This is a genomic window from Leifsonia sp. 10L418, from assembly GCF_056395445.1.
On record NZ_JBFTJN010000002.1, the window covers coordinates 941,269 to 965,870 of the forward strand.

The 24,602-nt window shown below is 65.3% G+C and carries 26 protein-coding genes; 13 read left to right on the top strand and 13 right to left on the bottom strand.

The window, feature by feature from the left end; translation table 11 throughout:
* Positions 1 to 192: 192 nt before the first annotated feature.
* Positions 193 to 1,572: a flavin-containing monooxygenase gene (locus AC1DCF_RS07775; protein ID WP_477210512.1), complete on the top strand. Its 1,380-nt coding sequence runs from the start codon at positions 193 to 195 to the stop codon at positions 1,570 to 1,572.
* Between the two features lie 266 nt (positions 1,573 to 1,838).
* On the opposite strand, the gene AC1DCF_RS07780 is transcribed toward AC1DCF_RS07775, so the two are convergent.
* Together AC1DCF_RS07780 and AC1DCF_RS07785 are read right to left on the bottom strand one after the other, a co-directional pair.
* Complete coding sequence (locus AC1DCF_RS07780) at positions 1,839 to 2,834, bottom strand: NAD(P)H-quinone oxidoreductase (protein WP_477210513.1); 996 nt, start codon at positions 2,832 to 2,834, stop codon at positions 1,839 to 1,841.
* 41 nt (positions 2,835 to 2,875) lie between these two features.
* Positions 2,876 to 3,454: a hypothetical protein gene (locus AC1DCF_RS07785; protein WP_477210514.1), complete on the bottom strand. Its 579-nt coding sequence runs from the start codon at positions 3,452 to 3,454 to the stop codon at positions 2,876 to 2,878.
* 135 nt (positions 3,455 to 3,589) lie between these two features.
* Between AC1DCF_RS07785 and AC1DCF_RS07790 the strand changes: the two genes are divergently transcribed.
* Both AC1DCF_RS07790 and AC1DCF_RS07795 read left to right on the top strand, forming a co-directional pair.
* Entirely contained in the window at positions 3,590 to 4,195 is a 606-nt protein-coding gene (locus AC1DCF_RS07790) for an RNA polymerase sigma factor (protein ID WP_477210515.1), read from the top strand.
* The gene (locus AC1DCF_RS07795) at positions 4,192 to 4,692 is read left to right on the top strand and encodes a hypothetical protein (RefSeq protein ID WP_441792139.1); all 501 of its coding nucleotides are present in this window, start codon (positions 4,192 to 4,194) and stop codon (positions 4,690 to 4,692) included. Before AC1DCF_RS07790 ends, AC1DCF_RS07795 begins: the two co-directional genes overlap by 4 nt.
* 246 nt (positions 4,693 to 4,938) lie before the next feature.
* Here the strand turns inward: AC1DCF_RS07795 and AC1DCF_RS07800 are convergent, their stop codons facing one another.
* The 3 genes from AC1DCF_RS07800 to AC1DCF_RS07810 all read right to left on the bottom strand — a co-directional run bounded on the left by AC1DCF_RS07800 (position 4,939) and on the right by AC1DCF_RS07810 (position 7,066).
* Positions 4,939 to 6,207 (bottom strand): RNA polymerase sigma factor, encoded by a 1,269-nt coding sequence (locus AC1DCF_RS07800; protein WP_477210516.1) that lies wholly within the window; start codon positions 6,205 to 6,207, stop codon positions 4,939 to 4,941.
* Between the two features lie 52 nt (positions 6,208 to 6,259).
* The gene (locus AC1DCF_RS07805) at positions 6,260 to 6,679 is read right to left on the bottom strand and encodes a YciI family protein (protein WP_477210517.1); all 420 of its coding nucleotides are present in this window, start codon (positions 6,677 to 6,679) and stop codon (positions 6,260 to 6,262) included.
* A gap of 120 nt (positions 6,680 to 6,799) precedes the next feature.
* Entirely contained in the window at positions 6,800 to 7,066 is a 267-nt protein-coding gene (locus AC1DCF_RS07810; protein ID WP_477210518.1) for a DUF7218 family protein, read from the bottom strand.
* Between the two features lie 135 nt (positions 7,067 to 7,201).
* On the opposite strand from AC1DCF_RS07810, the gene AC1DCF_RS07815 reads away from it, so the two are divergent.
* Positions 7,202 to 7,444 carry a hypothetical protein gene (locus AC1DCF_RS07815; protein ID WP_477210519.1) on the top strand — a complete coding sequence of 81 codons (243 nt, stop codon included), beginning with the start codon at positions 7,202 to 7,204 and terminating at the stop codon, positions 7,442 to 7,444.
* 14 nt (positions 7,445 to 7,458) lie between these two features.
* Here AC1DCF_RS07815 and AC1DCF_RS07820 read toward each other — a convergent pair whose 3' ends face one another.
* The 7 genes from AC1DCF_RS07820 to AC1DCF_RS07850 form a co-directional block, all read right to left on the bottom strand.
* Positions 7,459 to 8,262 (bottom strand): CPBP family intramembrane glutamic endopeptidase, encoded by an 804-nt coding sequence (locus AC1DCF_RS07820; RefSeq protein WP_477210520.1) that lies wholly within the window; start codon positions 8,260 to 8,262, stop codon positions 7,459 to 7,461.
* A gap of 189 nt (positions 8,263 to 8,451) precedes the next feature.
* Positions 8,452 to 9,678, bottom strand: coding sequence for a Dyp-type peroxidase (locus AC1DCF_RS07825; protein ID WP_477210521.1), 1,227 nt, complete (start codon positions 9,676 to 9,678; stop codon positions 8,452 to 8,454).
* Positions 9,678 to 10,274: a copper chaperone PCu(A)C gene (locus AC1DCF_RS07830; protein ID WP_477210522.1), complete on the bottom strand. Its 597-nt coding sequence runs from the start codon at positions 10,272 to 10,274 to the stop codon at positions 9,678 to 9,680. Before AC1DCF_RS07830 ends, AC1DCF_RS07825 begins: the two co-directional genes overlap by 1 nt.
* 45 nt (positions 10,275 to 10,319) lie before the next feature.
* Positions 10,320 to 10,961, bottom strand: coding sequence for a copper resistance CopC family protein (locus AC1DCF_RS07835; protein ID WP_477210523.1), 642 nt, complete (start codon positions 10,959 to 10,961; stop codon positions 10,320 to 10,322).
* Between the two features lie 148 nt (positions 10,962 to 11,109).
* Positions 11,110 to 11,736, bottom strand: coding sequence for a hypothetical protein (locus tag AC1DCF_RS07840; protein WP_477210524.1), 627 nt, complete (start codon positions 11,734 to 11,736; stop codon positions 11,110 to 11,112).
* A 363-nt stretch (positions 11,737 to 12,099) separates the two neighbouring features.
* Positions 12,100 to 13,824: an amidase gene (locus AC1DCF_RS07845; protein WP_477210525.1), complete on the bottom strand. Its 1,725-nt coding sequence runs from the start codon at positions 13,822 to 13,824 to the stop codon at positions 12,100 to 12,102.
* 2 nt (positions 13,825 to 13,826) lie between these two features.
* Positions 13,827 to 14,861 carry an agmatine deiminase family protein gene (locus AC1DCF_RS07850; protein WP_477210526.1) on the bottom strand — a complete coding sequence of 345 codons (1,035 nt, stop codon included), beginning with the start codon at positions 14,859 to 14,861 and terminating at the stop codon, positions 13,827 to 13,829.
* A gap of 94 nt (positions 14,862 to 14,955) precedes the next feature.
* Between AC1DCF_RS07850 and AC1DCF_RS07855 the strand changes: the two genes are divergently transcribed.
* Both AC1DCF_RS07855 and AC1DCF_RS07860 read left to right on the top strand, forming a co-directional pair.
* Positions 14,956 to 15,636, top strand: a complete 681-nt coding sequence (locus AC1DCF_RS07855; protein WP_477210527.1) for a TetR/AcrR family transcriptional regulator — start codon at positions 14,956 to 14,958, stop codon at positions 15,634 to 15,636.
* Positions 15,637 to 15,669: 33 nt separating this feature from the next.
* A complete protein-coding gene (locus tag AC1DCF_RS07860) occupies positions 15,670 to 15,969 on the top strand; it encodes a DUF1905 domain-containing protein (protein ID WP_477210528.1) in 300 nt (99 codons plus the stop codon).
* 265 nt (positions 15,970 to 16,234) lie between these two features.
* Here the strand turns inward: AC1DCF_RS07860 and AC1DCF_RS07865 are convergent, their stop codons facing one another.
* Positions 16,235 to 16,603, bottom strand: a complete 369-nt coding sequence (locus AC1DCF_RS07865; RefSeq protein ID WP_477210529.1) for a TFIIB-type zinc ribbon-containing protein — start codon at positions 16,601 to 16,603, stop codon at positions 16,235 to 16,237.
* A 164-nt stretch (positions 16,604 to 16,767) separates the two neighbouring features.
* Between AC1DCF_RS07865 and AC1DCF_RS07870 the strand changes: the two genes are divergently transcribed.
* The 7 genes from AC1DCF_RS07870 (at position 16,768) to rarD (ending at position 24,400) form a co-directional block, all read left to right on the top strand.
* Positions 16,768 to 18,699, top strand: coding sequence for an alkyl/aryl-sulfatase (locus AC1DCF_RS07870; protein WP_477210530.1), 1,932 nt, complete (start codon positions 16,768 to 16,770; stop codon positions 18,697 to 18,699).
* A gap of 88 nt (positions 18,700 to 18,787) precedes the next feature.
* Entirely contained in the window at positions 18,788 to 19,063 is a 276-nt protein-coding gene (locus AC1DCF_RS07875; protein WP_441790297.1) for a hypothetical protein, read from the top strand.
* Positions 19,064 to 19,367: 304 nt separating this feature from the next.
* Positions 19,368 to 20,654, top strand: coding sequence for an ATP-binding protein (locus AC1DCF_RS07880; RefSeq protein WP_477210531.1), 1,287 nt, complete (start codon positions 19,368 to 19,370; stop codon positions 20,652 to 20,654).
* Positions 20,655 to 20,745: 91 nt separating this feature from the next.
* Positions 20,746 to 22,233 carry an SDR family oxidoreductase gene (locus tag AC1DCF_RS07885; RefSeq protein ID WP_477210532.1) on the top strand — a complete coding sequence of 496 codons (1,488 nt, stop codon included), beginning with the start codon at positions 20,746 to 20,748 and terminating at the stop codon, positions 22,231 to 22,233.
* Positions 22,234 to 22,316: 83 nt separating this feature from the next.
* Positions 22,317 to 22,925 carry a hypothetical protein gene (locus tag AC1DCF_RS07890; RefSeq protein WP_477210533.1) on the top strand — a complete coding sequence of 203 codons (609 nt, stop codon included), beginning with the start codon at positions 22,317 to 22,319 and terminating at the stop codon, positions 22,923 to 22,925.
* Between the two features lie 82 nt (positions 22,926 to 23,007).
* A complete protein-coding gene (locus tag AC1DCF_RS07895; protein WP_441790293.1) occupies positions 23,008 to 23,409 on the top strand; it encodes a DUF6855 family protein in 402 nt (133 codons plus the stop codon).
* Positions 23,410 to 23,461: 52 nt separating this feature from the next.
* Entirely contained in the window at positions 23,462 to 24,400 is a 939-nt protein-coding gene (rarD, locus tag AC1DCF_RS07900; protein ID WP_477210534.1) for an EamA family transporter RarD, read from the top strand.
* The last annotated feature ends 202 nt before the right edge of the window (positions 24,401 to 24,602 follow it).

The following is a 24,602-nucleotide window of genomic DNA, read 5'->3' on the forward strand; positions in this document are numbered from 1 at the left end:
CTGACCCTCCGTGATTCGGCGGCGCCTGACGTTCTCCAACGAGCCGTCTCGGCGGCTGCCCACAGTCGAGCGCCGGCAACCAGGCCGCAGCTCGGGGCACAATCTGAGCCGTATGCACACCTGCACACGATTGAACTAACCCGCACGCCGCGTGGTAGGCAGGGGAGTTGGCAACGAAAAGGGGACCATATTTTGAAGCCTAAGGTCGCGATTATTGGTGCAGGTCCGAGTGGTCTGGCTCAGCTGCGGGCGTTTGAAGCCGCCCGCCAATTGGGAACCGGCCTCGTGCCGGACATCGTCTGCTTCGAGAAGCAGAGCGACTGGGGCGGAATGTGGAACTACACCTGGCGCACCGGGCTCGACGAGAACGGTGAGGCCGTCCACGGCAGCATGTACCGGTTTCTCTGGTCGAACGGACCGAAGGAATGCCTCGAGTTCGCCGACTACTCGTTCGAAGAACACTTCGGTCGAGCCATTCCCTCCTACCCGCCGCGCGAGGTCTTGCACGAGTACATCGTCGGCCGAGTCGCGCAGTCTGACGTGCGCCGGCACATCCGTTTCAACACGGCGGTGCGCTGGGTCGACTATTCAGTCGTGACCAAGAAATTCACCGTCACGGTGATGGACCACAACACCGGCGTTCTCGAATCGAACGAGTTCGACTATGTCATCGTCGCGAGTGGGCATTTCAGCACCCCCAACGTGCCCGACTTCGACGGTCTCGACCAATTTCCGGGCCGGGTTCTGCATGCGCACGACTTTCGCGACGCCCGCGAGTTCGAGGGCAAACGCCTGCTTCTGGTCGGCAGCAGCTACTCGGCCGAAGACATCGGCACCCAGTGCTACAAGTACGGCGCGAAGGAGATCACCTTCAGCTACCGGTCGCGTCCGCTCGGGCACGACTGGCCGGAGGGCATCCGCGAGGTGCCGCTGCTCACCGGGCTCGACGGCAACCTGGCCAGTTTCGCCGATGGAAGCAGCGCCGAGATCGACGCGATCGTGCTGTGCACCGGCTACCAGCATCATTTTCCGTTCTTGCCCGATTCTCTGCGGCTCTCCACGAACAACCGTCTGTACCCGCGGGGGATCTACAAGGGCATCTTCTTCAACGAGAACCCGAAGCTGATGTTCCTCGGCATGCAAGACCAGTACTTCACCTTCAACATGTTCGATGCGCAGGCTTGGTATGCCCGCGACGTGATCATGGGTCTGACCGACCTGCCGACAACGGATGCCCGCGGTCGGGACATCGACGAGTGGCGCGGCCGGGAAGAAGAGCTGCAGAGCGCCTACCAGGAGATCGATTTTCAGGCAGCGTACATCCGTGACCTTCTCGACGAGACCGACTACCCGGAGTTCGATGTCGAGAAGCAGGGTGAGTTGTTCAAGGACTGGAAGCAGGACAAGAAGAACGACATCATGGGCTACCGCAACCGGAGTTACGTCTCTACGTTGACCGGCACCCTTGCGCCGCCGCTGCACGAGGACTGGCTGAGCATTCTTGACGATTCGTCGGCGGCGTTCTTGGCCAACGACTACGCGCCTGTGCCGACCCTGGCGGCCCTGCCGTAGGGGAGGACAGGCTTCCAGCCTCGACAAGCTCGACCACGATTCGGTGAATGAGCCTGTTGAGATCCGGCGGCCCGGTCTCGAGGCTGGCTCGCGTGGTCTCGACAAGCTCGACCAACGACAAGGACAGCGGGTGCCGCCGAGGAGGAGCAGCCGTCACCGCTCCATAGTCACCGAGTTGCCCATCTCTGAACGTTGGTTGCGCCCGAGGATTGGCTCGCGTGGTTTCGAGACGCTCGCTGGCGCTCGCTCCTCAACCACCGAGAGAGTCAACGACCGGGAATTTCCAGCACCGTCTTGCCCGATGCGGCTGTGCCGTCGGCGATCTCGCGGTGAGCCTGCTCGATGCTCGTGATCGGCAGCACTGTGCCGATGGCAGGACGCACTACGCCGGATTCGAACCACGGCCAGACATCCGTTCTCACGCGAGCCACGACCTCGGCCTTCGACGCCGCACCGGTGCGCGGGCGTGATCGCAAACTTGTCGCGTGCAGGCTCAGCCGGCGTCGCAGCATCGAAGCGAGGTCAACCGAGGCGATGTGGCCACCCATCAGTCCGAGCACCATGAGACGACCGTCGTCGGCCAGCGCGTCAAGATTGCGGGTGAGGTAGCTGGCACCCACCACGTCGATGATGACGTTCGCGCCACGCCCCTCCGTCAGGTCGGCGACGACCGAGCCGAAGTCTTCGCTGCGATAGTCGATGCCACGTACGGCTCCCCACTGCTCGGTGGCGCGAGCGCGATCCGGCGATCCGGCCGTCGCAATGACGGTGTGACCGAAGCGGGCCGCCAGTTGCACCGCCATCGTGCCGAGTCCGCTGGCGCCGCCATGGATGAGAGCGACCTGTCCTGGCAGCGGAGCGCTGAAGCCCATCGCCAGGTTCGACCAGACCGTGCAGACGGCCTCCGGCAGCGACGCGGCTTCGCTGAACGAGAGACCGGTGGGCACCGGCAGCAGTTGGGTGGCCGGCACCGCCACGCGTTCCGCATAGCCGCCGCCACCGAGCAGCGCGCAGACCCGGTCGCCGACTGCCCAGTCCGTCACCGCGGAGCCGATCTCGCTGATGACTCCCGCGCACTCCAAACCGAGGATCGGAGATTCGCCGGGCGGCGGCGGGTAGATCCCCTGACGCTGTGCAAGGTCGGCGCGATTCACCGCGGTGGCGGCGACCTCGACGATAACTTCGTCGGGAGCCGGCGACGGGTCATCCGTGTCAATCCAGACGAGTCGATGGCCGCTGGGGTCCTCAAGAATTGCTCTCACGAATTCGGACGTTAGCACGTGCCCGGCCAACACCGAGCGGCCTACTTCATGGTCACCGAGTTACCCGCGTCGTTCATCACGCCGAGAGTCGCGGCATTCACCGCATAGCCGTAGCTTGCTCCGGTGTAGTTGCCGCCTTGCCAGAGCTTCGTCGAGCAGCCGGAGAAACTCTTGAAGGAGCTCACTTTGCTTGACCATCCCACGTTCGCCAGGGGTCCGTAGTACCAGGTGGTGCTGCCGTTGCATAGTGCGGAATTCGTGATCTGAAAGGTAGCCCCGCCGTAATTCGCGTCAGCGTAGAGCTGGGCCTGAACATAGGTGACCAGAGCGCCGGCGGGCGCGGCGGCGCGGTCGGCCGAGATGCCGCGTGCACCGAGTGGTGAAACGACGATGAGGTTTTCTTGCTCAAGCACCGCCTTGTTGAGGTCATCGCCCACGGCAACGCAGACGAGCCTGTTGGTGCCGAGGTCAAGAGAGCACGACTTCTCTTCGGCAACCTTGTGCTCCCGAGGAGCGGCGTGCGCTGCCCCGCCCACCGAGACGAGTCCGATCGAGAGCACCGCAATGCCGAGTGCCGACGCGGCCAAACGTCGAGCTTTCGTGCCGGTTGTGATTGCCATTCAGTTCCCCCAGAAATGTGATGTTCCCGGCTTCTGCCGGAAACGCTCATCTTGGCGGCGGAGGCGGAGAAGAGTCAAGCCAAAATACTTTGCTCAAAGTTGAGAGGATTACCGCGGAGGGGACATTACCTAGTTATGAGCAACATCGCTGATGGTTCGGTGGCACCCGCCACCCGCGAGCCATCATGGACCGATGGTGCTCTCCTCGACGAACTGGCCCGCGGAAGCGCCGCTGCCTTCGCTGAAATCTACGATCGACATGGCAGAGTCGTCTTCGCCTACGCGGCATCGAACCTCGAACAGCGTGAAGATGCCGAGGAAGTGAGCCAGGACGTCTTCGTCGTGCTCTGGCGCCGACGCAAGTCGCTCGTCATCGAAGGCGATTCGATGCTGCCGTGGCTGCTGGTCACGTGCAAATTCACCATCCGCAATCGCAAGCGCGCACTCGACAGACACGATCGGCGGCGCAGCTTCAGCCCCACCCACGAGTTCGTGCCGAGCGCTCACACCAGCCCGGAGCAAGCGGCAGAGCAAGCCGAACTTCGCCACTACGTCGACACCGCGGTATCTCTGTTGCCCCCCGCAGACCGCGTGGTGTTCGAACTCTGCGTTCGTGACGGGCGCAGCTACGAAGAGGCTGCCGCAGCGGCCGGGATCAGCTCGGCGGCCCTGCGGAATAGGCTCTCCCGCTTGCGCGCACGGCTCCGCAGCGAACTCGGCACCCTGAGGAGCGAATCATGAATCGCAGCCTCCTGCCTGACACGGCCGAGTTTGAGCGGATGAAGCAGAATCTTCTGACGACGGTCGCTGCACTCGATGTGCAACGAAAGCGCCGTCATCGCATCACGGCGATCAGTGTCGCGGGTGCTCTCGTGCTCGCGACCACGGCCGGCGCGATCATGATCGCCTCGGCGCCCCAGGGCCAGATCAACTATCTGATGGATTGCTACGGCGCCGCCGATATGAACTCCTTGCACGGCTCCTCGGTCTATCTCCCCGGAAATCCCGAGGAGAAGACGCCGACGCCGCTCGCCGAGCGCATTCGATTGGCTGTCGACATGTGCGGCGCCTCCTGGCAGGTCGGAACCTTTGCCGACACCGAGAGTGCCGACGGCGTCTATCCCGTTCCTGCCCTCGTGACCTGTCAGCTTCCCGACAGGCGCCTCGCCGTTTTCCCGTCTCAACGACCGCCAGAGGAGCTGTGTGTGAGCCTCGGCCTTACGACTCCGCACGACTAGTTCGTGCGGTTATGGACGGTGCCCGTCGCTCACCAACTGGGGGATAGCGAGCGACGGGCACCTACCGATTCGCATCATCGGAATCGGGAGTTGCGCAACAAACGACACAACCCCCTTTCGAACAAAGGAGATGCGATGACATCGAACACTGGCATTGACCCGGCGGCAATCGACCTGCCGCCCACCCAGAGCATTGACCTCACGTCGTTCTGTGCCGAACAGTTGGCGCGGTCGGCTGCCCACTGATTAGCGCGCGCCTTCAACTCCATCGCTGAGCGTTTCAAGCTTTCGCTCGAGTTCCGCGCGCTCGGCTGAGTTTTTGCACAGGGCGACGGCGTCGAGGAGTGCGGCCCGGGCTTCGCCGCGTCGGCCGAGACGGATGAGCATCTCGCCACGTACCGCGGGGAGCAGGTGCGAGCCGGCGAGCTCGCCTTGCGCCGCGATCGTGTCGACCAAGGCAAGTCCGTCGGCTGGACCCGAGGCCATCGCCACGGCTACCGCACGGTTGAGGTCGATGATCGGTGATGGCGTCAAGCGGCCGAGCGCTTCATACAGGATGACAATCCGCGCCCAGTCGGTGTCGGCAACGGAGCGCGCAACTGCGTGACACTCGGCGATGGATGCCTGGAGCCCGTAGGCGCCCAGCCCGCGGCCGGCGCTACTTGCGCGTGCCAGAGCAGCGCGCCCGCGCCGAATCGCGGTCTGGTCCCACAATCGTCGATCCTGGTCTTCCAGCAGCACCGGATGTCCCGACGCGTCGAGTCGGGCGGGGAAACGGGCTGCGGTGAGTTCCAGCAGCGCGAGCAGGCCGAACACCTCGGGATCGGGTCGGAGTCGCACCAGCACGCGCGCCAGGCGGCGGGCCTCGCCGGCCAGATCTGTGCGCATCCACGTGTCGCCGCTCGTTGCCGAGGAACCCTCGGTGAAGATCAGGTAGACGACCTGCAGCACGGAACCGAGGCGTTCGGCCAGCTCGTGCGTTTCGGGAACGGCAAACGGCACGCGCGCGGCGGCCAGCGTTTTCTTGGCGCGGGTGATGCGCGCCTGAATGGTGGGCACCGGAACCAGAAATGCTCTGGCGATCTCCTCACTGGTCAGACCTCCGACAACCCGGAGCGTCAGCGCGATCCGTGCCTCGCGTGACAACACCGGGTGGCAGGAGATGAACATCAACGCCAAAACGTCGTCGTCGATGGCATTGGGATCGAACAGGGCGTCGGCCCCTGGTAGTTTCTCGTCGAGGTCACGGGCGAGGACGGCATAGCGTGCGTCGCGAGCGGACCGCCGCCGAAACGCATCGATGGCCCGGCGCCGACCCGTGGTGAGCAGCCATCCGGTCGGTTGGGCCGGGACGCCATCGATCGACCACGACACGAGAGCTTCGGCCAGGGCTTCTTGAGCGAGATCTTCGGCCAGCGAGAAGTCGCCGGTGTAGCGGGCGAGAGCGCCGACGATGCGGGCGGACTCGATCCGCCACACCGCTTCGACGGCGCTCCGCGCCTCTGATTTGCTCACCGTTGGCCTGCTCGCCGTCGGCTTGCCCGCTGTCGGCTTGCCCGCTGTCGGTTCAGAGCTGGCCGGTCTGCTCGCGCCAGGCACGCTCTTTCTGAATCCACTCGTTGTCCTGCGGAAACTCGTCGATCGACGGCACGCGGCGAATCTCGGTCTTGCTGCCCGCTGTGTATGGCGCCCGCTTGGCCCATTCGACGGCTTCCTCTTTCGATGCGACATCGAGAATGTAGTAGCCGTTGAACAGCTCCTTCGTCTCTCCGTAAGGGCCGTCGGTGACGACCGGCGTCTCGCCGGTGAAGTCAACGACGACACCCTCATTCGCGTCGTCGAGGCCCTCGGCGGCCAGCAGCACACCAGCACGAATCAACTCGTCGTTGAACTTGCCCATGGCGTCCAACATCAGTGCGAAGTCGATGTTGGCGAAATTCGCAAACGATTCGTCGGTCGCCCGCATGATCAGCATGTACTTTGGCATTTCGTTCTCCTTTGTTGGGGAAAGTCGCTTGATGACTTTCTCACCTCAAGGTCGAATGGCACCAGGCTCAATCGACACCCGGCGAGAAATTCTTTGGATGCCGGTGCCGTCGATCGAATCTCAGTGGGAGCGAAGCTGCTCGATGAGCTCGCCCTTCCTTTTGCGTGAATAACCGCTCAGGCCGAGTTCTTTGGCGCGTTTCTTCAGGGCAGGTACAGTCCAATCGTCGTAGTCGCCCGATTTGCCGCCGCGACGCCCGATCTCTGAACGGCCCTCTTTCGCCGCAGCGTTCGAGATTCGTGCCGCCTTCTCTTTCGAGGCGCCCTCTTCGCGCAGGGTCTCGTAGAGCTCGGGATCCTTCAGCTGCGGAGTCTTGTTCTGTGGCATCAGCAATCGTCCTCTCTGTGATGAATTCGCCAGCGACGGTACCCCTGTGATCGAATCCGGTACAGGGGCAGCGTCGGTGATCGAGCCGGTCGAGATTCGGGCACGCGCGAGAAACAAGGCTGGCAGAATTGCACCATGAAACCTCGTGGCCCGCGCCGTCCCCTCCTGCTCGTGCTGGGCATCCTGCTGGCCTGGCTCGTGGGCGCGGTGGTGGTGCGCCTGGGGCTCGACTGGTCGGATACCTTCCCCTACAGCGAGGCATCCGAATGGCGCTATCTGGGGGTTGCTGTCGTCGCTCTCACGATTGCCATCGGCGGCTCGATTGCGAGCATTCTGGTGTTTCGTCGTGCCTCAGCGCCACACGATCGTCGGCGCTGAGACTCGAGAGGTAACTAGCTTGCGGCAGCGACGCTCCCGATCACGGCGAAGGTGAGGAACACCCAGTCGTTGATGATGTGCGCGCCGGCGGCGACCCAGAGGTTCTTGGTGCGGATGAAGGCAAGGGTCAGCGCGATGCGGGCGGATCCGATGATGAGGAATGCCTGGGCGAAGTTCCAGTCGTAGGTCGGCAGGTGGGCGGCGCCGAACCAGAGTGAGGAGACAACCCAGGCGAGGATGATCGCGGTCTTGCGCGACAGGCCGGCCTTGGCGAAGAGGAAGTACATCAGCGCGAGGAACGGCAGGATCACGAAGATCTCTTCGCCGACGAGCTGGATGCCGGTTCCGACATACATGGCGATGGTGTCGCCGACGCTGCCACCCCCGGCTCCAGAGATGGTGGCGTTCGGGTTCGCACCGAAGGTCGCGGCAACGAGTGCTCCAACGGCAAAGGTGATGACGATGTTGAGCGCGGCGAAGAAGAACATGTTCAGCACATCAACCCCACGAACCTTGCGGAACAGTGCGGTCCAGTAGCGGCCGGCTACGAGTCCCAGAACCGCGAGGGGGATGGCGACGAAGAGCGCGCGGGGCAGGATCGCGACGAAGTTGTTCGGCTGCGGGATGAAGATGAGCGCGAAGAATCCGACGGCCACGGATGCCCAGACGAGGATCCATTTTCCGACCGAGAGCTCGATGGGCGTCCCGTTATAGAACGGGAAGTCGTGTCCGTCTCGGCGTTCGATCAGGCGGCCGAAGCGGTCCTTCTCGGTGAGCGATCGGATCGGTGTGGCGGACGTTGCGGATTCGGTGCTCATGGGGCCCCCTCATAGTGTTTTCTGAACAATTAATTATTGCAGTCGGTTGCGTCGCTAAAACAGCGTGTCGCGAGCATGCGGTGATCGAGCCTGTCGAGATCCCGTGAGCCGAGCTCCCAACGCGGGTGCGTTCGAGGGGGGGGGTCGGGCTGGGTCTCGACAAGCTCGACCACCGGTTGGGTTTCGCGGCTAAAACAGCGTGTCGCCGATGTAGCCGTCGGGGCCGCAGCCAGGCGGGATGGCGAACACGGCTGAACCGATGGGAGTGGTCCACTGGTTGAGCAGGTCCAGCTCGTCGAGACGCTTCTGGATCGGCACGAACTGGGCGTCGACATCCGTTTGGAAGCACGCGAACAACAAGCCGGAATTCGAGATCGCAGCTCCGGTAGGTGCGCCGTCGTAGTTATATCCCCGACGGAAGATGCGTTGGTTCGGGTCGTCGGAGCGGGCGCGGCGAATATGGGAGTACTCCGGGATGACCGGAAAGCCAAGCGTCGTGGTGGCATCGAAATCCGGTTCGTCAGTCTCGTTCACACCGGTCAGCGGCGCGCCGACGGCCAGCGTGCGGCCGAGTGAGGACTCTCGTCCGCCCCGGTCGAGTTCGTCCCAGGTGTCGAGGTTCATCTCGATCCGGCGCAGTACGAGTCCGGTCCCCCCGGACAGCCACCCGGGGTTGGCCGCTTTCCCCCAGACCAGATTCTCGAGATCGTCGGTACCGGGCACCAGATTCACTGTGCCGTCGACCTGGCCGAACAGATTGCGCATGGTGGTTCCCGGCTTCTCCGAACCCGGAGGGCGGCGGAACCCGGACTGGGTCCACCGCACGGATGCGAACGATCGCGTGTCCTTCAGCAGCATGCGTGTGGCGTGTGCCACGGTCACCGGATCATCCGCCGCGATCTGAAGCAACAGGTCGCCTCCGTTCCAGGCCTCCTCGAGCCGGTCGATGGTGAATGCCGGCAGGGGGCGCAGCCAGCTCGGAGCCGTGCCGGTCGTGCGGGCCACGAGGCCCGGCCCGAACCCGAAGGTGACCGTGAGCCGGGCGGGAACCATGGCGAGTTCCGGTTCGGAGTCGGCCAGCGCGTTGCGCCCCTGGGTGAGGCGGGCGGCATCGCCTGTGAGGATCTGCATCATTCGCCGCAATCCCGCAGCGTCGACCGAGTCGAGAAGATCGAGAGCGACGAAAGTCACCTGGGCCTGGGGCGGCGTCTCGATCCCGGCCTGATGGGAGCCGTGAAAGTCGACGGTCTCGGAGCCGGTGAGGGCTGGTTGCGTCGTCGCCGGTTGCTCAGCTTTCGCGGTGACGGCGGCGGCGATGCCGACGGATGCTGCAGCGCCGATGCCCGCGGCGGCACCCCCGAGGAGGAGGTGCCGCCGGCTGAGCCGGCGATCAGCGTCGTGCTGATCGGCGGTCATTAGTGCTTCATGTCTTGCATGTCGGAGTCGGTCATTTCGGAGTGATCCATGTCGGAGTCCTTCATGTCCATGTCCTTCATGTCCATGCCGCCTTCATAGGATTCGTTGGCACCGGCGTAGTCCTTCACCGGTGCGCTGAACTCATACGTCGAGCCATCCGACAGGGTCAGCGTGAAGGTGGGTTCGTCGCCGGCCTTCAAGGGAGCCGTCAGCCCCATCAGCATGAGGTGGCTTCCGCCCGGCGCGAGTTCGTAGGAACCTCCGGCGGGAATGACAAAGCCGCCTTCTTTGGGCTGCATCATCATCTCCCCGGCGTCGTTCTCCACAGTCTCGTGAAGCTCCGCGGTGGCCGATGCCGCCGTCGCGGCGGAGACAATGGTGATGTCGGCGTCGCTGTCGTTTTCAAGAGTTCCGAAGACGGCAGACATCCCTTCGTCGGCGGCCTTGACCCAGGCATCCTGAATGCTGAGCGACTCGGCCGCACTGGATGTCGCCACTCGCGCGGCAGGCTCGGCGGCCGCACAACCGGTGGCAACGAGCACTGTCGCCGCGGCGAGGATGATCAGTGTGGGCAGAGTGGTGAGTGTTTTCTTCATGTGTTGGTTCTCCTCAGAAATAGTGAAAATTGATGCGCGTGTGGATCAGTCGCGCGTGTTGTCGGCCGCCCGGCGCCGCGGCCGGAGCACGGTGAAAAGTACGAAGACGACGATGCCCAGGAGGGCACCGCCGACCCCGATGAGCAGAAACGGCGGCGCTGCAGGGGCGTTGCGATCGACGGCGGAATCGGCGGAGTCATCCAGGCCGGGTTCCGCACGCTGTGTTGTACCCGCTGCCCCCTTCGTAGCGGAACCCGTCGCATCCTTCGCGGCAGGCGCCGCCGTAGCTGCGGTCACCTCGCCGACGGCGAAGTCGAAGGTGCCAGAAATCGGATGGCCGTCAGCCGAAACAACCCGCCACCGCACCTGATAGCGCCCGTCGGGCATGTCGGCGTCGAGACTCTGGCTCGCCTGTGGACCCTCTACCCGCATGTCCCCTGACACCCAGTTGTCCCCGGCATCGTCGACGACGAGGATCGTCGCGCCGATCTCGAGGATGTTGTCGGTGAACACCATGCTCACTTCCGGCGGTGCGCCAGCCAGGTGCTCTTTCGACGACGGGGTCGTCGAGAGAACCTGGTCGTGCGCGTGCGCCGCGGTGGGCGGCGTCGCCACGATCAGTGCGGAGGCGACGACCACCCCCATTGAGCACACAATCAAGAGACGGCGGATAAACGATCTGGTCACGGATGTCACTCCAGGATGTTCCGGGGTCGACGACGAAGGCCGTCGGTCTATGCGTAGGTCCCACGGGGCAGGCATGACGTCGCCGCCACCGGGGGTTCCCGCGATCAGGCGCGCGACAGAAGGCCGCGATCGCCAGAATTGATGCGGGTCAGAGAGGCAGGAGCGCGAGGAGCGGCGGTCCGCGGTGCGGGCGGCCAGCCAGAATCACACCGAGGTCACGGAGGCCGAGCCTGTCGGCGATCGCCACACGCATCCGCACCGGGTTGACCGGCGCTGAGGGCAGAACACAGGTGCGGGGAATCGAAACGGCGACCCAGATGGTGCGGGCCAGCTCAACGAGGGACCAGAACGCGGTCTCACCGCGACGCAGTGCGACCACCGTGATCACGGCAGCGAGCAGATGCGCCGCCCACATCGTCTGATCGGTGTGCAGGTGCGGCGGGGCCGACGAGACGGCGGCGACTTCGAGAACGACCGCGCCGTGCTGGTGCGCGGTCACGGGGCTGACCAGCGACGTCGTGGGGAGGCCCGAACCCAGGCTGAATAGAAAATGAAAAGCGAACTGACTCAGGGCGACCGAGAGGCCGAGACGGATACGCGACAAAGTGGCGCCGGTCAGGGCTACCGAGGCCAGGCCACCGAACACCAGCGCGAGCACGACACCCAGGAGACCGGGAGGAGCGCCTCCGCCGGCGACATGTGAGAGCGCGGCGATAAAAACAGAGAGACCTGCGGTCAACCAGCCACGGAGTACCCGTGCCCATCTGGTGGCCACAACCCGCTCCCCACGCTTCGATTCAGATGCTTCGTGCACTAACCATATCGTGTCGGCAAGCATGGCCGGTGGCGCCGCGTTTCTCGCGGGCACCATCGTGACCACGGCGGGTACCGAAATCAGGAGTGGAGGTGTGTCGGCCGAGTCCAGGCCGCAGACCAGTGGGCTCGCGTTCTCGCGACACGCACTCCGTTCCTGATTTCGGTTCAGCGCTTCCGGCGGGGGTCTCGACAGGCTCGACCAACGGGTCCCCGGTGATCGAGCCTGTCGAGATCTCGTGAGCCGATTTCCGAACGCAGTGCACGTGTGAGGATCGGCCGGCGGGGGTCTCGACAAGCTCGACCAACGGATTCGACCAACGGGCTATGCGAGCGGCGGAGTGCGCGGCGGCGTCGTGCGCCGCGAGCCGGTCGCCTCGAACGCTGCGGCAAGGGTGAGCAACGCGGTGTCGTCATACGCTCGCCCGGCAAAGGTCAGGCCGACCGGCATCCCGATGTCGGTCATTGTGCCCATCGGCACCGTCACCGTCGGGATGCCGAGGTGACGCGGCACCAGGTTGCCGTTCGCGACCCAGACGCCGTTCCGCCAGCCCAGGTCGGCGGATGCCTCGTTCACGTCCATGTCGGCGGGGCCGACATCCGCCACAGCCGGGAACACGACGGCGTCGAGTCCCAGATCGTCCATCCACCGTTCGAGATCGATCCGGCGGGTCTCCTCCAGACCGCGGAGGCCGTCTTCGAGTTCGGGAATCTCGGTGAAATGCGCGACCGGGTGCTCGCGCACCTGAGCCGGATACTCGGCGATATCGTCGTCGAATCCGTCGTAACGGTCGGGCAGGGACCCCGCCGGGTGCGGAAAGATCGTCGAACCGTCAACGTCGACGAGCGTGTGCAGCGCGGGGTCGCCGTTGGCCTGCAGAAAGTCCTCCCAGGCCCACGCCGAGAGGTCGACGATCTCACGCCGCAGGAACGCGGGGCTCACGAGTCCGCGAGTGAAGATCGTCGGTGCACCCGGCCGGTCGCCCTCGTAATTCGAGACGACGGGAAAGTCGACGAGCACCACCGTGGCACCGGCCGCCTCGAGATCGCGCCGTGCGGCATCCCACAGTTCGATGACCGACGCGCGGGTATCGATGCGCCGGCCGGTCGACCCGCCGATTCCCGGGTTCTCGCCGGTTCCGGCGTCGGGGTCGGAGTTCACGTACATGCGGGGGAGGCCGAAACGCTTGCCGGCGAGCGGCGACGCGGCACCGGCGGCGGATGCCGCGAGCGAGACATACGAATTCGGCCGAACCTCAGAGGCGGCCGGGATCTCCACCCACGGCTGCGCTCGCCAGAAGTCGCCACGCGTTTCCGGATCATCGGCGACGATCACGTCGAGCACCTCGAAGAGGTCATTCATCGTGCGGGTGTGCGGCACGACGACATCCATCGTGGGAACCAGCGACCAATTGCCTCGCACCGAGATCACCCCGCGTGACGGCGTGTAGGCGCAGAGTGCGTTGTTCGACGCGGGGGCCCGGCCGCTTGACCAGGTCTCCTCGCCGAGGCCGAACGCCCCGAAGCTCGCGGCGGTCGCGGTGCCGGAACCGTTTGACGATCCCGAACCGAACGCACTGGTCAAGAACTCGGCGTTGTACGGGCTCTCCGCCCGGCCGTAGACCCCGCGCTGCATGCCGCCGTTGGCCATCGGGGGCATGTTCGTCAGGCCGATCAGCACGGCGCCGGCTGCGCGCAGCCGTTCGATCGTGAACGCGTCGCGTTGCGCGACGAGGTGGGCGAAGGCGGGCGACCCGGCGGCGGCGGTGAGTCCCGTCGCCAGGTAGCTGTCCTTCGCGGTGTAGGGGATGCCGTCGAGCGGGCCGAGCGTTTCGCCGCGGGCCCGGCGCGCGTCGGATGCCCGGGCGTCGGCCGCCGCATCAGGATTCATCACGACGAGCGAGTTCAAGCGGATGCCGCCCCGATCGTAGGCCTCGATGCGCTTGAGGTAGGCGGTGAGCAATTGCTCGCTCGTCAGCCGGCCCGATTCGAGGGCGGCACGGAGCTCGGCGATTGACGCCTCGACGACATCGAATTGGGGCGCGCTCATGGTTAGGCGCCCAGCGCCGGCTGCTGCTGCGTGATGCAGTGGATGCCGCCCCCGCGAGCAAGGATCGGCCGCGCGTCGATCGTGACTACTTTTCGGCCCGGGTAGGCCTCCGCCAAAATCGCGGCAGCCCGGGCATCGGCTTCCGGCTCGCCGTAGCCGCAGGCGATGACACCGCCGTTGACGACGAGGTGATTCACATAGCTCCAGTCGACAAAACCCTCGTCGTCGCGCAGAGTGTCGGGCGCGGGCAGCTCGATGATCTCGAAGGGCCGGCCGGCGGCATCCGTCTGCGTCTCGAGGAAGGCCTTGAGGTCACGGGTCACCTCGAAATCGGGGTGCGAAGGATTCAGTTGCATGTGCAGCAGGAGGCGGCCGGGAGAGGGGATCGTGGCCACCATATCGACGTGGCCGCGGGTGCCGAAGTCCTCATAGTCGCGGGTAAGCCCGCGCGGCAGCCACACCACGTGCGTGGTGCCGAGGGTGCGCGCGAACTCGGTTTCGATGCGGGCCTTGTCGGCGTAAGGGTTGCGTCCCGGGTCGAGCTGAACGGTGTCGGTGGCGAGAACGGTGCCGTCGCCGTCGACGTGGATGGCTCCGCCTTCGTTGACGAGAACGGAGCTGACCAGCTCGGAACCCACGTGGGCCGAGACGAAGCGGGCGATCTCGCGGTCGTGCTCCCAGGTCGACCAGGCCGGAGCGCCCCAGCCGTTGAAGATCCAGTCGACGGCGCCGAGAACACCGGGGCGTTCGTCGTCGAGAACGAAGGTCGGGCCGAAATCCCGCACCCAGAAATCGTCGAGCGGCACCTCGATGCGCGTGATCTGGCTGCCGAGCATGCGCTCGGCGCGTTCACGCTCCGACGGGTCGACGAGCATCGTGACGGGTTCGAACTCGGCGACAGCGTGGGCGACGGCGGTCCAGGCGGCGTAGGCCTCTTCGGCCGAGGCGGCATCCTCGCCGAGCGTCAGACCGGCACGGGGGAATGCCATCCAGGTGCGTTCGTGCGGTGCGGTCTCGGGGGGCATGCGCCAGCTCATGGGATTCCTTTGTGCTGTGCCCCGAGAGGCGGTTGGACAACTTGTTGATCAAATGATCAATAATGTAAGCGAGGTTACTTAGACTGTGGGGATCATGTCAAGACCCCCAGCCCCTCGCGGCACTCGCAAGCCGCCCGCCGAGCGCAGCGCCGAGATTCTCGAGGCCGCGCGCGCGCTCGCTCTCGAGCAGGGGCTGGCCGCCGTGACGCTGCGCGCGGTCGCCGCCCGCGCCGCCGTCACGCCGGCGCTCATCGCTCACTACGAACCGAGCATGGATGCCCTCGTCGCCCGCACCTTCGCGACAATTGTGTCGGCGGAGATCGGTGAGATCGGTGAGCTGGCGGCCGGGCTGGCACCCGAGGAGCAGCTGCGCGTGGTGCTCGACACCCTGCTCGACGGCTCCCGCGCCGACGTCACGGTGATCTGGGTCGAAGCGTGGACGCTTGGACGCCGAAATGAGCCGCTTGCGGCGAGCGTTCGCGAGCAGATGGATGCCTGGCAGGCGGTTCTGCAGGAAATTCTCGAGTCGGGCGTCGCGACGGGTGAGTTCACCGTCGACGATGCCCCGGCGACGGCCTGGCTGCTGCTCGGCCTGATCGACGGGTTCACGGCGCAATCGCTGGTGCGCTGGGGTGGTGCGGGTGGTGCCGATGGCGCCGACGGTTCGGGTGGAGCGGGTGAAGTGGTCGGCACAGGCGGCACGGGCGGAAGCCGCGCGGTGGTCGCGCGGGCCGTCGCATCCTTCGTCGGGTTGCCGCCGACCGCGTTCGGCTGATTGTCTCGATCGCGCAGAAGAGAGGCGGAGAAGATGGAGAGTTTCGATTTCGATGAGGTGCTCTGGGAGCCCGCCGCGGAGAACAACTCGTGGGTTTTCGTCACGGTGCCCGGTCCGATCTCGCAAGAGATCAAGGACCGCCCGCGACCGCCGGCCCCAGGATTTGGCTCAATTCGTGTGCGGGTCACAATCGGACGCTCGACCTGGGCGACGTCGCTCTTTCCGGACGCCACGCGCGGCTGCTATCTCTTGCCGGTGAAGAAGCAGATTCGGGTCGCCGAGTCGATTGCACCGGGGGATCAGGTCGGCGTGCACCTCGAGGTGCTGCAGTAGGCGTCGCATCGTTGGTTTGAGAGCGGCAGGCTTGCGTTTTCCGAAATGAACTTCAGAGTCATTTGAGCCTGAAGTTCATAAGCGAAATTTGGCACCACAAGGTTAAGGCCTCGTTGGTTGAGGAGCGCCCGACGAAGTCGGACGTGTCTCGAAACCACGCGAGCCAATCCTTAAACGCGGGGTGCGTCCTGAGATTGGCTCACGAGGTCTCGACAGGCTCGACCACCGGGGTGGGTGCGTCCTGAGATCGGCCCGCCAGAACGGCCTAGTCGAAGAGCTCGCTCAGCCAGCTGTCCTTCTTCTTGGGGCGGTACCCCGAGCGGTTGTCAGAGCCACGGTTGTCGTAGCCGCGGTTGTCGTAACCCTGCTGCTGCACCGGCGCGCCAAAACGCGGGTCGTACTGCTGCGCGGGCGGGGCCTGCGGGGCGACCGGAGCCGCGGGAGCAACGTACGCGACCGGTGCGACCGGCGCGGCAGCCGGCATCCGCGACGCAAATTCTGCCTCTGCCCGGTCGATGATCTTGTCGAGCTCGCCTCGGTCAAGCCAGACGCCACGGCATTCGGGGCAATAGTCGATCTCGACGCCGCTCCGTTCGCTCATGACGAGGGTTGCTGAGTCGGTGGGACACTTCATGAAATCCTCCAGGGCTGCGGTGACGCTCTCAGCGTATTGAGTGTCTTGTGTGAGGTACCTGGGAGCGATCGGCCATCGAAAGCGCCGCAACAAATTGATTGCGCGCATCTGCGCATCGGTGCAGAGTCGAAGAGTCAGAGTTGACTCTTCGCGAAGGGCACATCATGCAACCCAAGCCAGCGAGCGCGGCGATCGAAGCAGCCCACCGGCACGTGTCGATTGAGCTTCCTCTGGCGGACAGGGCGACTTTCGAGGATGCCGATCGCGGCTTCATCGCAGCCCTCACGCCCGCGGTGATCACCGCGGCCGACGGTCGAGTCGTCTGGGACAACGACAGTTACGCCTTTCTGGAGGGGGAAGCACCGACCACGGTGCACCCCAGCCTGTGGCGGCAATCGCAACTGGTGGCGAAACAGGGCCTCTACGAGGTGGTGCCCGGCATCTATCAGGTGCGCGGCTTCGACCTGTCGAACATCACCTTCGTTGAGGGAGACACCGGGGTCATCGTGATCGACCCGTTGATCTCCACCGAGACGGCCGCTGCCGCGTTGGCGCTCTTCCGTCAGCATCGCGGAGACCTTCCCGTCGTCGCCGTCATCTACACCCACAGCCATATCGACCATTTCGGCGGTGTCTTCGGCGTCGCCTCCCCGGCGGATGTCGACGCCGGACGCATCGAGATCTTCGCCCCGGCAGGCTTCGTCGGGCACGCTGTCGCCGAGAACGTCTACGCCGGAACCGCGATGGGGCGCCGCGCCGGCTACATGTACGGTGCCGCCCTCGCCCGCGGCCCGCGGGGACAGGTCGGCGCGGGGCTTGGCCAAACGACATCCGCCGGGGAGGTCGGACTGATCGTTCCGACACGGGAGATCACCTCGACGGGGGAGACGCACGTGATCGACGGGGTCGAGATCGAGTTTCAGATGGCGCCCGGCACCGAGGCGCCCGCCGAGATGCACTTCTACTTTCCGAAGCTTCGGGCGCTGTGCATGGCCGAGAACGCCACTCACACGCAGCACAATCTGCTCACCTTGCGCGGGGCGCTCGTGCGCGACCCGCACGTGTGGTCGACCTATCTCACCGAAGCGATCGAGACGTTCGGTGCTCGAACGGATGTCGCGTTTGCGTCTCATCATTGGCCGACCTGGGGCACCGAGCACGTGATCAGATTCTTGTCGATCCAGCGAGATCTCTACGCCTACCTGCACGATCAGACCCTGCGCTACCTCAATCAGGGCTACACCGGCAGCGAGATCGCCGAGATGCTCGAGCTACCGCCGGTGTTGGAGCGGGAGTGGAGCACCAAGGGGTACTACGGCTCGGTGAGTCACAACGTCAAAGCCATCTACCAGCGCTACCTGGGCTGGTTCGACGGGAACCCGGCCCGGTTGTGGCCGCATCCGCCGGCCGAGCAGGCGCGTCGCTATGTGGACGCCCTCGGCGGACTCGATCGCGTGGTGGCGCTCGCGCAGACCGCGTTCGACGACGGTGATTTTCGGTGGGCCGCGACCCTGCTCGACCATGCGGTATTCGCCGACGACACGCACACGGCGGCGCGCAGCCTCTACGCCGACACGCTTGAGCAGCTCGGCTACGGCTCGGAAAACGGAACCTGGCGCAACTTCTTTCTGTCGGGCGCCACCGAGTTGCGCGAGGGCAACTTCGGTACGCCGACCGCGCCGGCCGCTCCGGCCATCGTCGCCCAACTCACCCCCGAGCAGCTGTTTGACTCACTCGCCATCTCGGTCAACGGCCCGAAGGCGTGGGACCTCGACCTGTCACTGAATGTCACCTTCACCGACCTCGAGACCACCTATCGGCTGACGTTGCGCAACGGGGTGCTCATCAGCATCCGTCGCGCCGCGGTAACGAATGCCGCGGATATGGATGCGGCGGAAACGGGCGCTGCGGATCCGGACGCTGCGGAAACGGATGCTGCGGCGACGCTCACGCTGACGAAGGAGCGCCTGATCGCCCTCCTCGGCGGCGACTCGACATCGGACGGCATCGAGCTGACCGGCGACGAGACGGTGATGACACAGCTGCTCGGCGTGCTGGACCGGGGCGACCCGTCGTTCAACATTGTGACGCCCTGAGGGGGCGCCGTCAGATCGTCACGCCGTGAGAAGACACGACCCCCCAACCGACCAACCGCAATTTCCAGTGTTCGAGAGAGGAATCCCGATGTTTGACTACGTATTGCCCGACCGAGCCGAGATCGCCCACAAGAACCGCCAGTTCGTTCTGCAGTTGTTGGAGCCGAAACTCTGGCAGATCACCGACGCGGCCGGAGGCGACTACGGCACGATCGTGATGATCACCAAGGAAGGCCCTGACCATGAGGCGGTCTACGGCGGCAAGCTTCCGCACGACGAGGAGGTCGACCTCTGGGGCTCCGACTGGGATGCGATCGCGCGCGGGGTGATCAACCAGGTCGACGCCGACCGGGCGCACCTCTAATCCTCTCGTTGATCGAGGAGCCGCCGACGGAGTCGGCCGCGACTCGAGATCTCGCGAGCCGATCTCTGATCGTGGGTTGCGTCTGAGGACTGGCTCACGAGGTCACTTCGACAGGCTCAGTACATCGCTCGAGACACGGGCTCGCTGCGCTCGCTCGCCCTCGACCAACGAGAGGGTGATGCTCGTCAAGGTGTCCCGTCGTTGAGCCCTCGTCGGTCGGTGCGTCCGGAGATGGGGTGGATGCGCCGCGTTCGGCGGTGCTGCCCGGTTACGATCCCTTGACGGCACCAATGGAGGAGACCCGATGACTGGTTGGCGGCTACGCGACTTTCACCCCGACGATCTCGACGGCATCCTCGCGCTCTGGGAGGAGATCAAGGCGAGCGGAACTGAACCGGTCTACGGCCTCTCCGAGGTGCTTGCCTCGTGCGAAAAAGATGACGCGGTCGTCGCGGTAGTCGGCGAAAAAGTCGTCGGGGCCGTGGTCGGCCGGGCCGCTCACGCGCAGGGCTGGATCGTTTTTCTTGCCACGCTTGGGGAGTGGCAGAGCCAGGGAATCGGCTCGGCCCTGTTGATGGCGCTGGAAGCGAAGATGGCGCCGCACGGATTGTCGAAACTGTCGGCGCTGATGCCCGACACCGAGTCGCGTGTCGACGCGTTTCTCAGCCGCGGCTTCGAGGTCAAACAGAACCTGCGCTACTTCGAACGCCACATCCCGGTGCAACGCGAAGAGTTGCGCCTCCTCGGCGAACTCGGCGGCCGGGTGCTGCCGCGGGACCTCTGGGACAACGTCGGCGGTATGGCCGCCGAGAAGGAACTGCTCGAACGCCGCCTCGTCATGCCGCTGGCGAAGTCGCAGCTGGCCGAACAATTCGGTGTGGCCCCGCCGCGCGCCGTCGTGCTCTTCGGACCACCCGGAACCGGCAAGACCACCTTCGCCAAGGCGATCGCGTCGCGCTTGGAATGGTCGTTCGTCGAGGTGTTTCCGTCGCGCCTGGCCGCCGATCCGCGCGGGCTTGCCGGTGCGCTGCGCGAGACCTTCCTCAAGATCTCAGAACTCGAGCACGCCGTCGTGTTCATCGACGAGGTCGAGGAGATCGCCGCGCATCGCTCCGGCGAGCCGCCCTCGCCGATGCAGGGCGTCACCAATGAGCTGCTCAAGATCATTCCCGCATTCCGGGACCAACCCGACCGGCTTCTCATCTGTGCGACGAACTTCATCCGCGCCCTCGACTCGGCTTTTCTCCGCCACGGCCGGTTCGACTATGTCATCCCGATCGGGTTGCCGGATGCCGCAGCCCGCCGGTCGATCTGGGAACGCTACATCCCGGCCTCCACCCGGAGCGATATCGACCTCGACCAATTGGTCGAATCGAGCGACGGATTCTCACCGGCCGACATCGAATACGCCGCCCGCAAGGCGTCGCAGAACGCGCTTGAGAATGCCGTCTATGCTCCGGGCGGGCGGTCGATTCAGTCAGGTCCGAGCACCGTCGACTACTTCGACGCAATCTCATCGACCCGCACCACGGTCTCGTCGGAAGTCGCCGCCGAGTTCCTCGAGGACATCGACACCCTGGCGCGGCTGTAACGGGTATGCCGTAACTCATTCGGAGGGCGGGCCTGACCCCGCGCCCGCCGCGGGGCTTGTGAGCGGCCGCCCTCTCGAACTACCGTGAGGCATGTCCACACGGATCCTGGTCACGGGGGCGACCGGCTACGTCGGCGGGAGGCTTGTGCCCCTGCTTCTTGAGGCAGGCTACGAGGTACGCGTTTTCGTGCGTTCGCCCGAGAAGCTCCTGGATGTCCCGTGGGCGTCGCGGGTCGAGGTCGCACGCGGCGACTTGCTCGACTCCGCCAGCCTCGACGCCGCCCTCGACGGAGTGACCGCGGCCTACTATCTGGTGCACGCGATGGGGCAGGGCGGCTCGGGCGGTGATGAGTTCGAGCGCCGGGAGGCACAGAGCGCGAGAAACCTGTCGGTTGCGGCTCGCTCGGCTGGCGTCGCCCGCCTCATCTATCTCGGCGGGCTGCACCCCGAGGATGCACCGCTCAGCCGACACCTGCGGTCCCGTGCCGAGGTCGGCGAGATTCTTCTGAACTCAGGCGTCGACACAGCTGTTCTGCAAGCCGGAGTAGTGATCGGCTCCGGGTCGGCGTCGTTCGAGATGATTCGCAGTCTGACCGATGTGCTGCCCTACATGCCGGCGCCTCGCTGGGTGCGCAACCGCATCCAGCCCATCGCGGTGCGCGATGTCCTCTATTACCTCGTCGAGGCGGCGAAGCTGCCGCCCGGAGTGAACCGCGCCTTCGATATTGGCGGCCCCGACGTGCTGCGCTACGGGCAGATGATGAATGGGTATGCCCGAGAAGCAGGTCTGCGGCAACGGCCGATCGCGGCGTTGCCGGTGCTCACGCCGTGGCTTGCCTCGCAATGGGTGAATCTTGTCACGCCGATTCCTCGCCGTCTCGCCGTGCCGATCATTGAGTCGTTGCAGAACGATTGCGTCGTCAAAGAGCACGATATCGACAGGTACATCCCGCCCCCGCCCGATGGCTTGACGAGCTATCGGAAGGCTGTGCGGTTGGCCCTCGCCCGCATGCGAGCCGGGGAGGTGCAGACGAGTTGGGTCGACGGCTCGGTTCTTGACAGCCCGAGCGACCCGCTACCCAGCGACCCTGACTGGGCGGGCTATCTCGTTTACACCGATCTGAAACGACGTGCGACCTCGGCCACCCCCGACCAGCTCTGGACCATCATCGAGGGCATCGGCGGCGCGAACGGGTGGTACTCGTTTCCGCTGGCCTGGGCCATCCGCGGCTGGATTGACAAGCTCGTCGGCGGTGTCGGCCTGCGGCGCGGCCGCCGCAACCCGGCCCGGCTCAATACCGGTGACGCGCTCGATTTCTGGCGGGTCGAAGATCTTCAGCGGGGCAGGTTGCTTCGACTCCGGGCCGAAATGCTTGTGCCGGGTCGGGCCTGGCTGGAGATGACCAGCACGCCGGCCGACGGCGGGTCGGTCTATACCCAGCGAGCGATCTTCTTCCCGTCAGGGTTGGGTGGGCGCCTCTATTGGTGGGCAATCGTGCCGTTTCACGGAGTGATCTTCAACGGCATGGCCAACCGCATCGTCGCCGCCGCCGAGGCGGAGCACGCCGTCCGCGCGTGACACGCCGTTCCCATCGAGTTGAAGCGACGGCAGGCGAGAACAGCAGTCGCTAGGCTTCACGCAACGAAGGGGTGGTTCGAACCATGCGCAAGATTCTGGCTGTGATGATGCTGTCCACGGTGATGCTGGCCGGATGCGCGGCGCAGCCGGCTGAGGCGCCGTCGGCAACACAAGGTGCGGGGTCAACTGCGTCGGAGAAACCCGGGGCTGAGCCGTCGGCGACCGCCCCCGTCGCCACCGAGGATCCGGCGGACGCTGTTGTGGCCGTCGATCCTGCGCTCTATGCGGGATTCACGCCCTACGTTTCCGCATCCGTGGACTTTCGCACCCCGTCATCGAACGAGTCGTGCGGGATCTACGTCACCGACAACCCCGCCGACGTGTTCTGGGGATGCGCGCCGCAGGTATTCGACTACGCACTTCCACAGCGCGGGGGAGCAGACGACACCTGTCCGGAGCAGGTGCACCTCACCGGTGGAATCGAATCCCACAACCAGGATCTCCCGAAATTGAGCTGCCGCAATGACGCCCCGTTCAGCGGGCAGGCCAACCCCGACGTACCGGTGTTGGAAGCCGGAACATCTCTCAGCCTGGCCGGCGTCACCTGCATCTCGGGCGAGGATGCCGTCACGTGCACGGCCGATTCGGGCCGGGGCTTCACCCTCTCGCGGAGTGCATACAGCATCGACTGAAGCGGGCCTGCGCGCGCGTGACCCACGACGCCTACGCTGGGGACAGCGAGAGTATCGCGACCACTGGGCGAAGGAGTTCGAAATGGCGACTGGAACACGCGAAGACCCGTGGGTGCTGACCACCCCGCCCGGGACATCCGAGTACGTCATGTTTGCCGACAAGGAAGCCGACCCGCCCCTGCTGGTCTGCCAGGTCGGATCGACCAAGCTCACCTACCAGCTGCGCGTCATCGAAGACCTCGCCGCCTGGTTGCGCGAGCAGGGCGACTGGGTGGCGCTCGGCTCAGCCGACGAGCAGAAAGCGGCCGCCGAGGGAACCGTCGAAGCGTGGGGTCGCTCCGAGAGCAACCCGGTGGGCGGTTGGTACGGCACGCGCAAGGGCTACCGGGGGCGCGTGGGCATGTACCTGCCGCCGCTGCTCGAAACGCTCGGACTGGCCGAGGTCACCCACGACGCCCGCAACAACCGCATGCGCGCGCTGTAACCAGCGCCGCATCGTCTTCATCCTTTCTCACAGAACCGAGCACGCAACAGCAATGCAGACTGCACTACACCGATCGGCGCCGACCTCGCGCGGAGTGATCGCCTCGATCGGGGCGTCAGCCCTGTTCGCCACGCTTTATGTGCTGCCCGAATACCTGACGGCGCTCAGTCCGACCGAGATCTTTGCCTGGCGGGTGATCGTGACTGTGCCGCTGCTCACCGTGCTGCTGATCGCGATCCGCGAGTGGGGCGCCGTGCGCGAGATTGCGCGGAGGGTGCGCCGCACGCCGATGCTGGCCGGGGTGCTGCTGGTCAACGCCGGGCTGCTCGGGGTGCAGGTGTGGATCTTCGGGTGGGCGCCGACGACCGGGCATGGCCTCGACGTGGCACTCGGCTACTTTCTGATGCCGCTGGTGATGGTGCTCGTCGGTGTGCTGCTGCACCGCGAACGGCTGACCGGATGGCGTCTGGCCGCGGTCGGGGCCGCCGCGATCGGCGTCGCAGCCGCGCTGCTCGGCGGTGGCGGCATCTCGTGGTCAACCGTGGTGGTCGCGCTCGGCTACCCGCTCTATTTTGTGATTCGTCGCCGCGCGGCGCTCGACAGTCCCGGCGCGCTCTGGCTCGAAATGGCCATTCTGATGGTGCCGAGTGTGGTGGTCGCGCTGCAGCCCGACTCGCTGGCGGTTGTCACCGCCCACGCTGAACTCATCCTGCCGTTGCTCCTGCTCGGTCTGATCAGCAGTTTCGCGCTCGTCGCGTATCTCGCCGCGAGCCGGTTGCTGTCGTTCAGCCTGTTCGGGCTGCTCACCTACCTCGAGCCGGTGCTGCTGGTCGTGGTCGCGGTGCTGGTGCTAGGCGAGACAGTTTCACCGACTCAAATGGTCACCTATGGCGCGATCGTGGTGGCGATCCTGTTGCTGTGTGTCGAGGGGATTGTGCATCGGCCGCGAACCCGTTCAGACGCGGTGATTGAGCCTGTCGAAATCAGGTGACGAGACGCGGTGATTGAGCCTGTCGAAATCACGTGACCGAGTCTCGAGACCGGCTCACCGGATCTCTGTAATGGTCACTAGCTGGTCTGGCTATCAGCTGGCAGGTTGGTTCTCATGCGCACGGTGGGGTGTGACTCGCCGGATCTCTGACCGTTCTTTGGAACGTGTCTTGCTGTCGACTTGTCCACCCCGCCGAACGCGT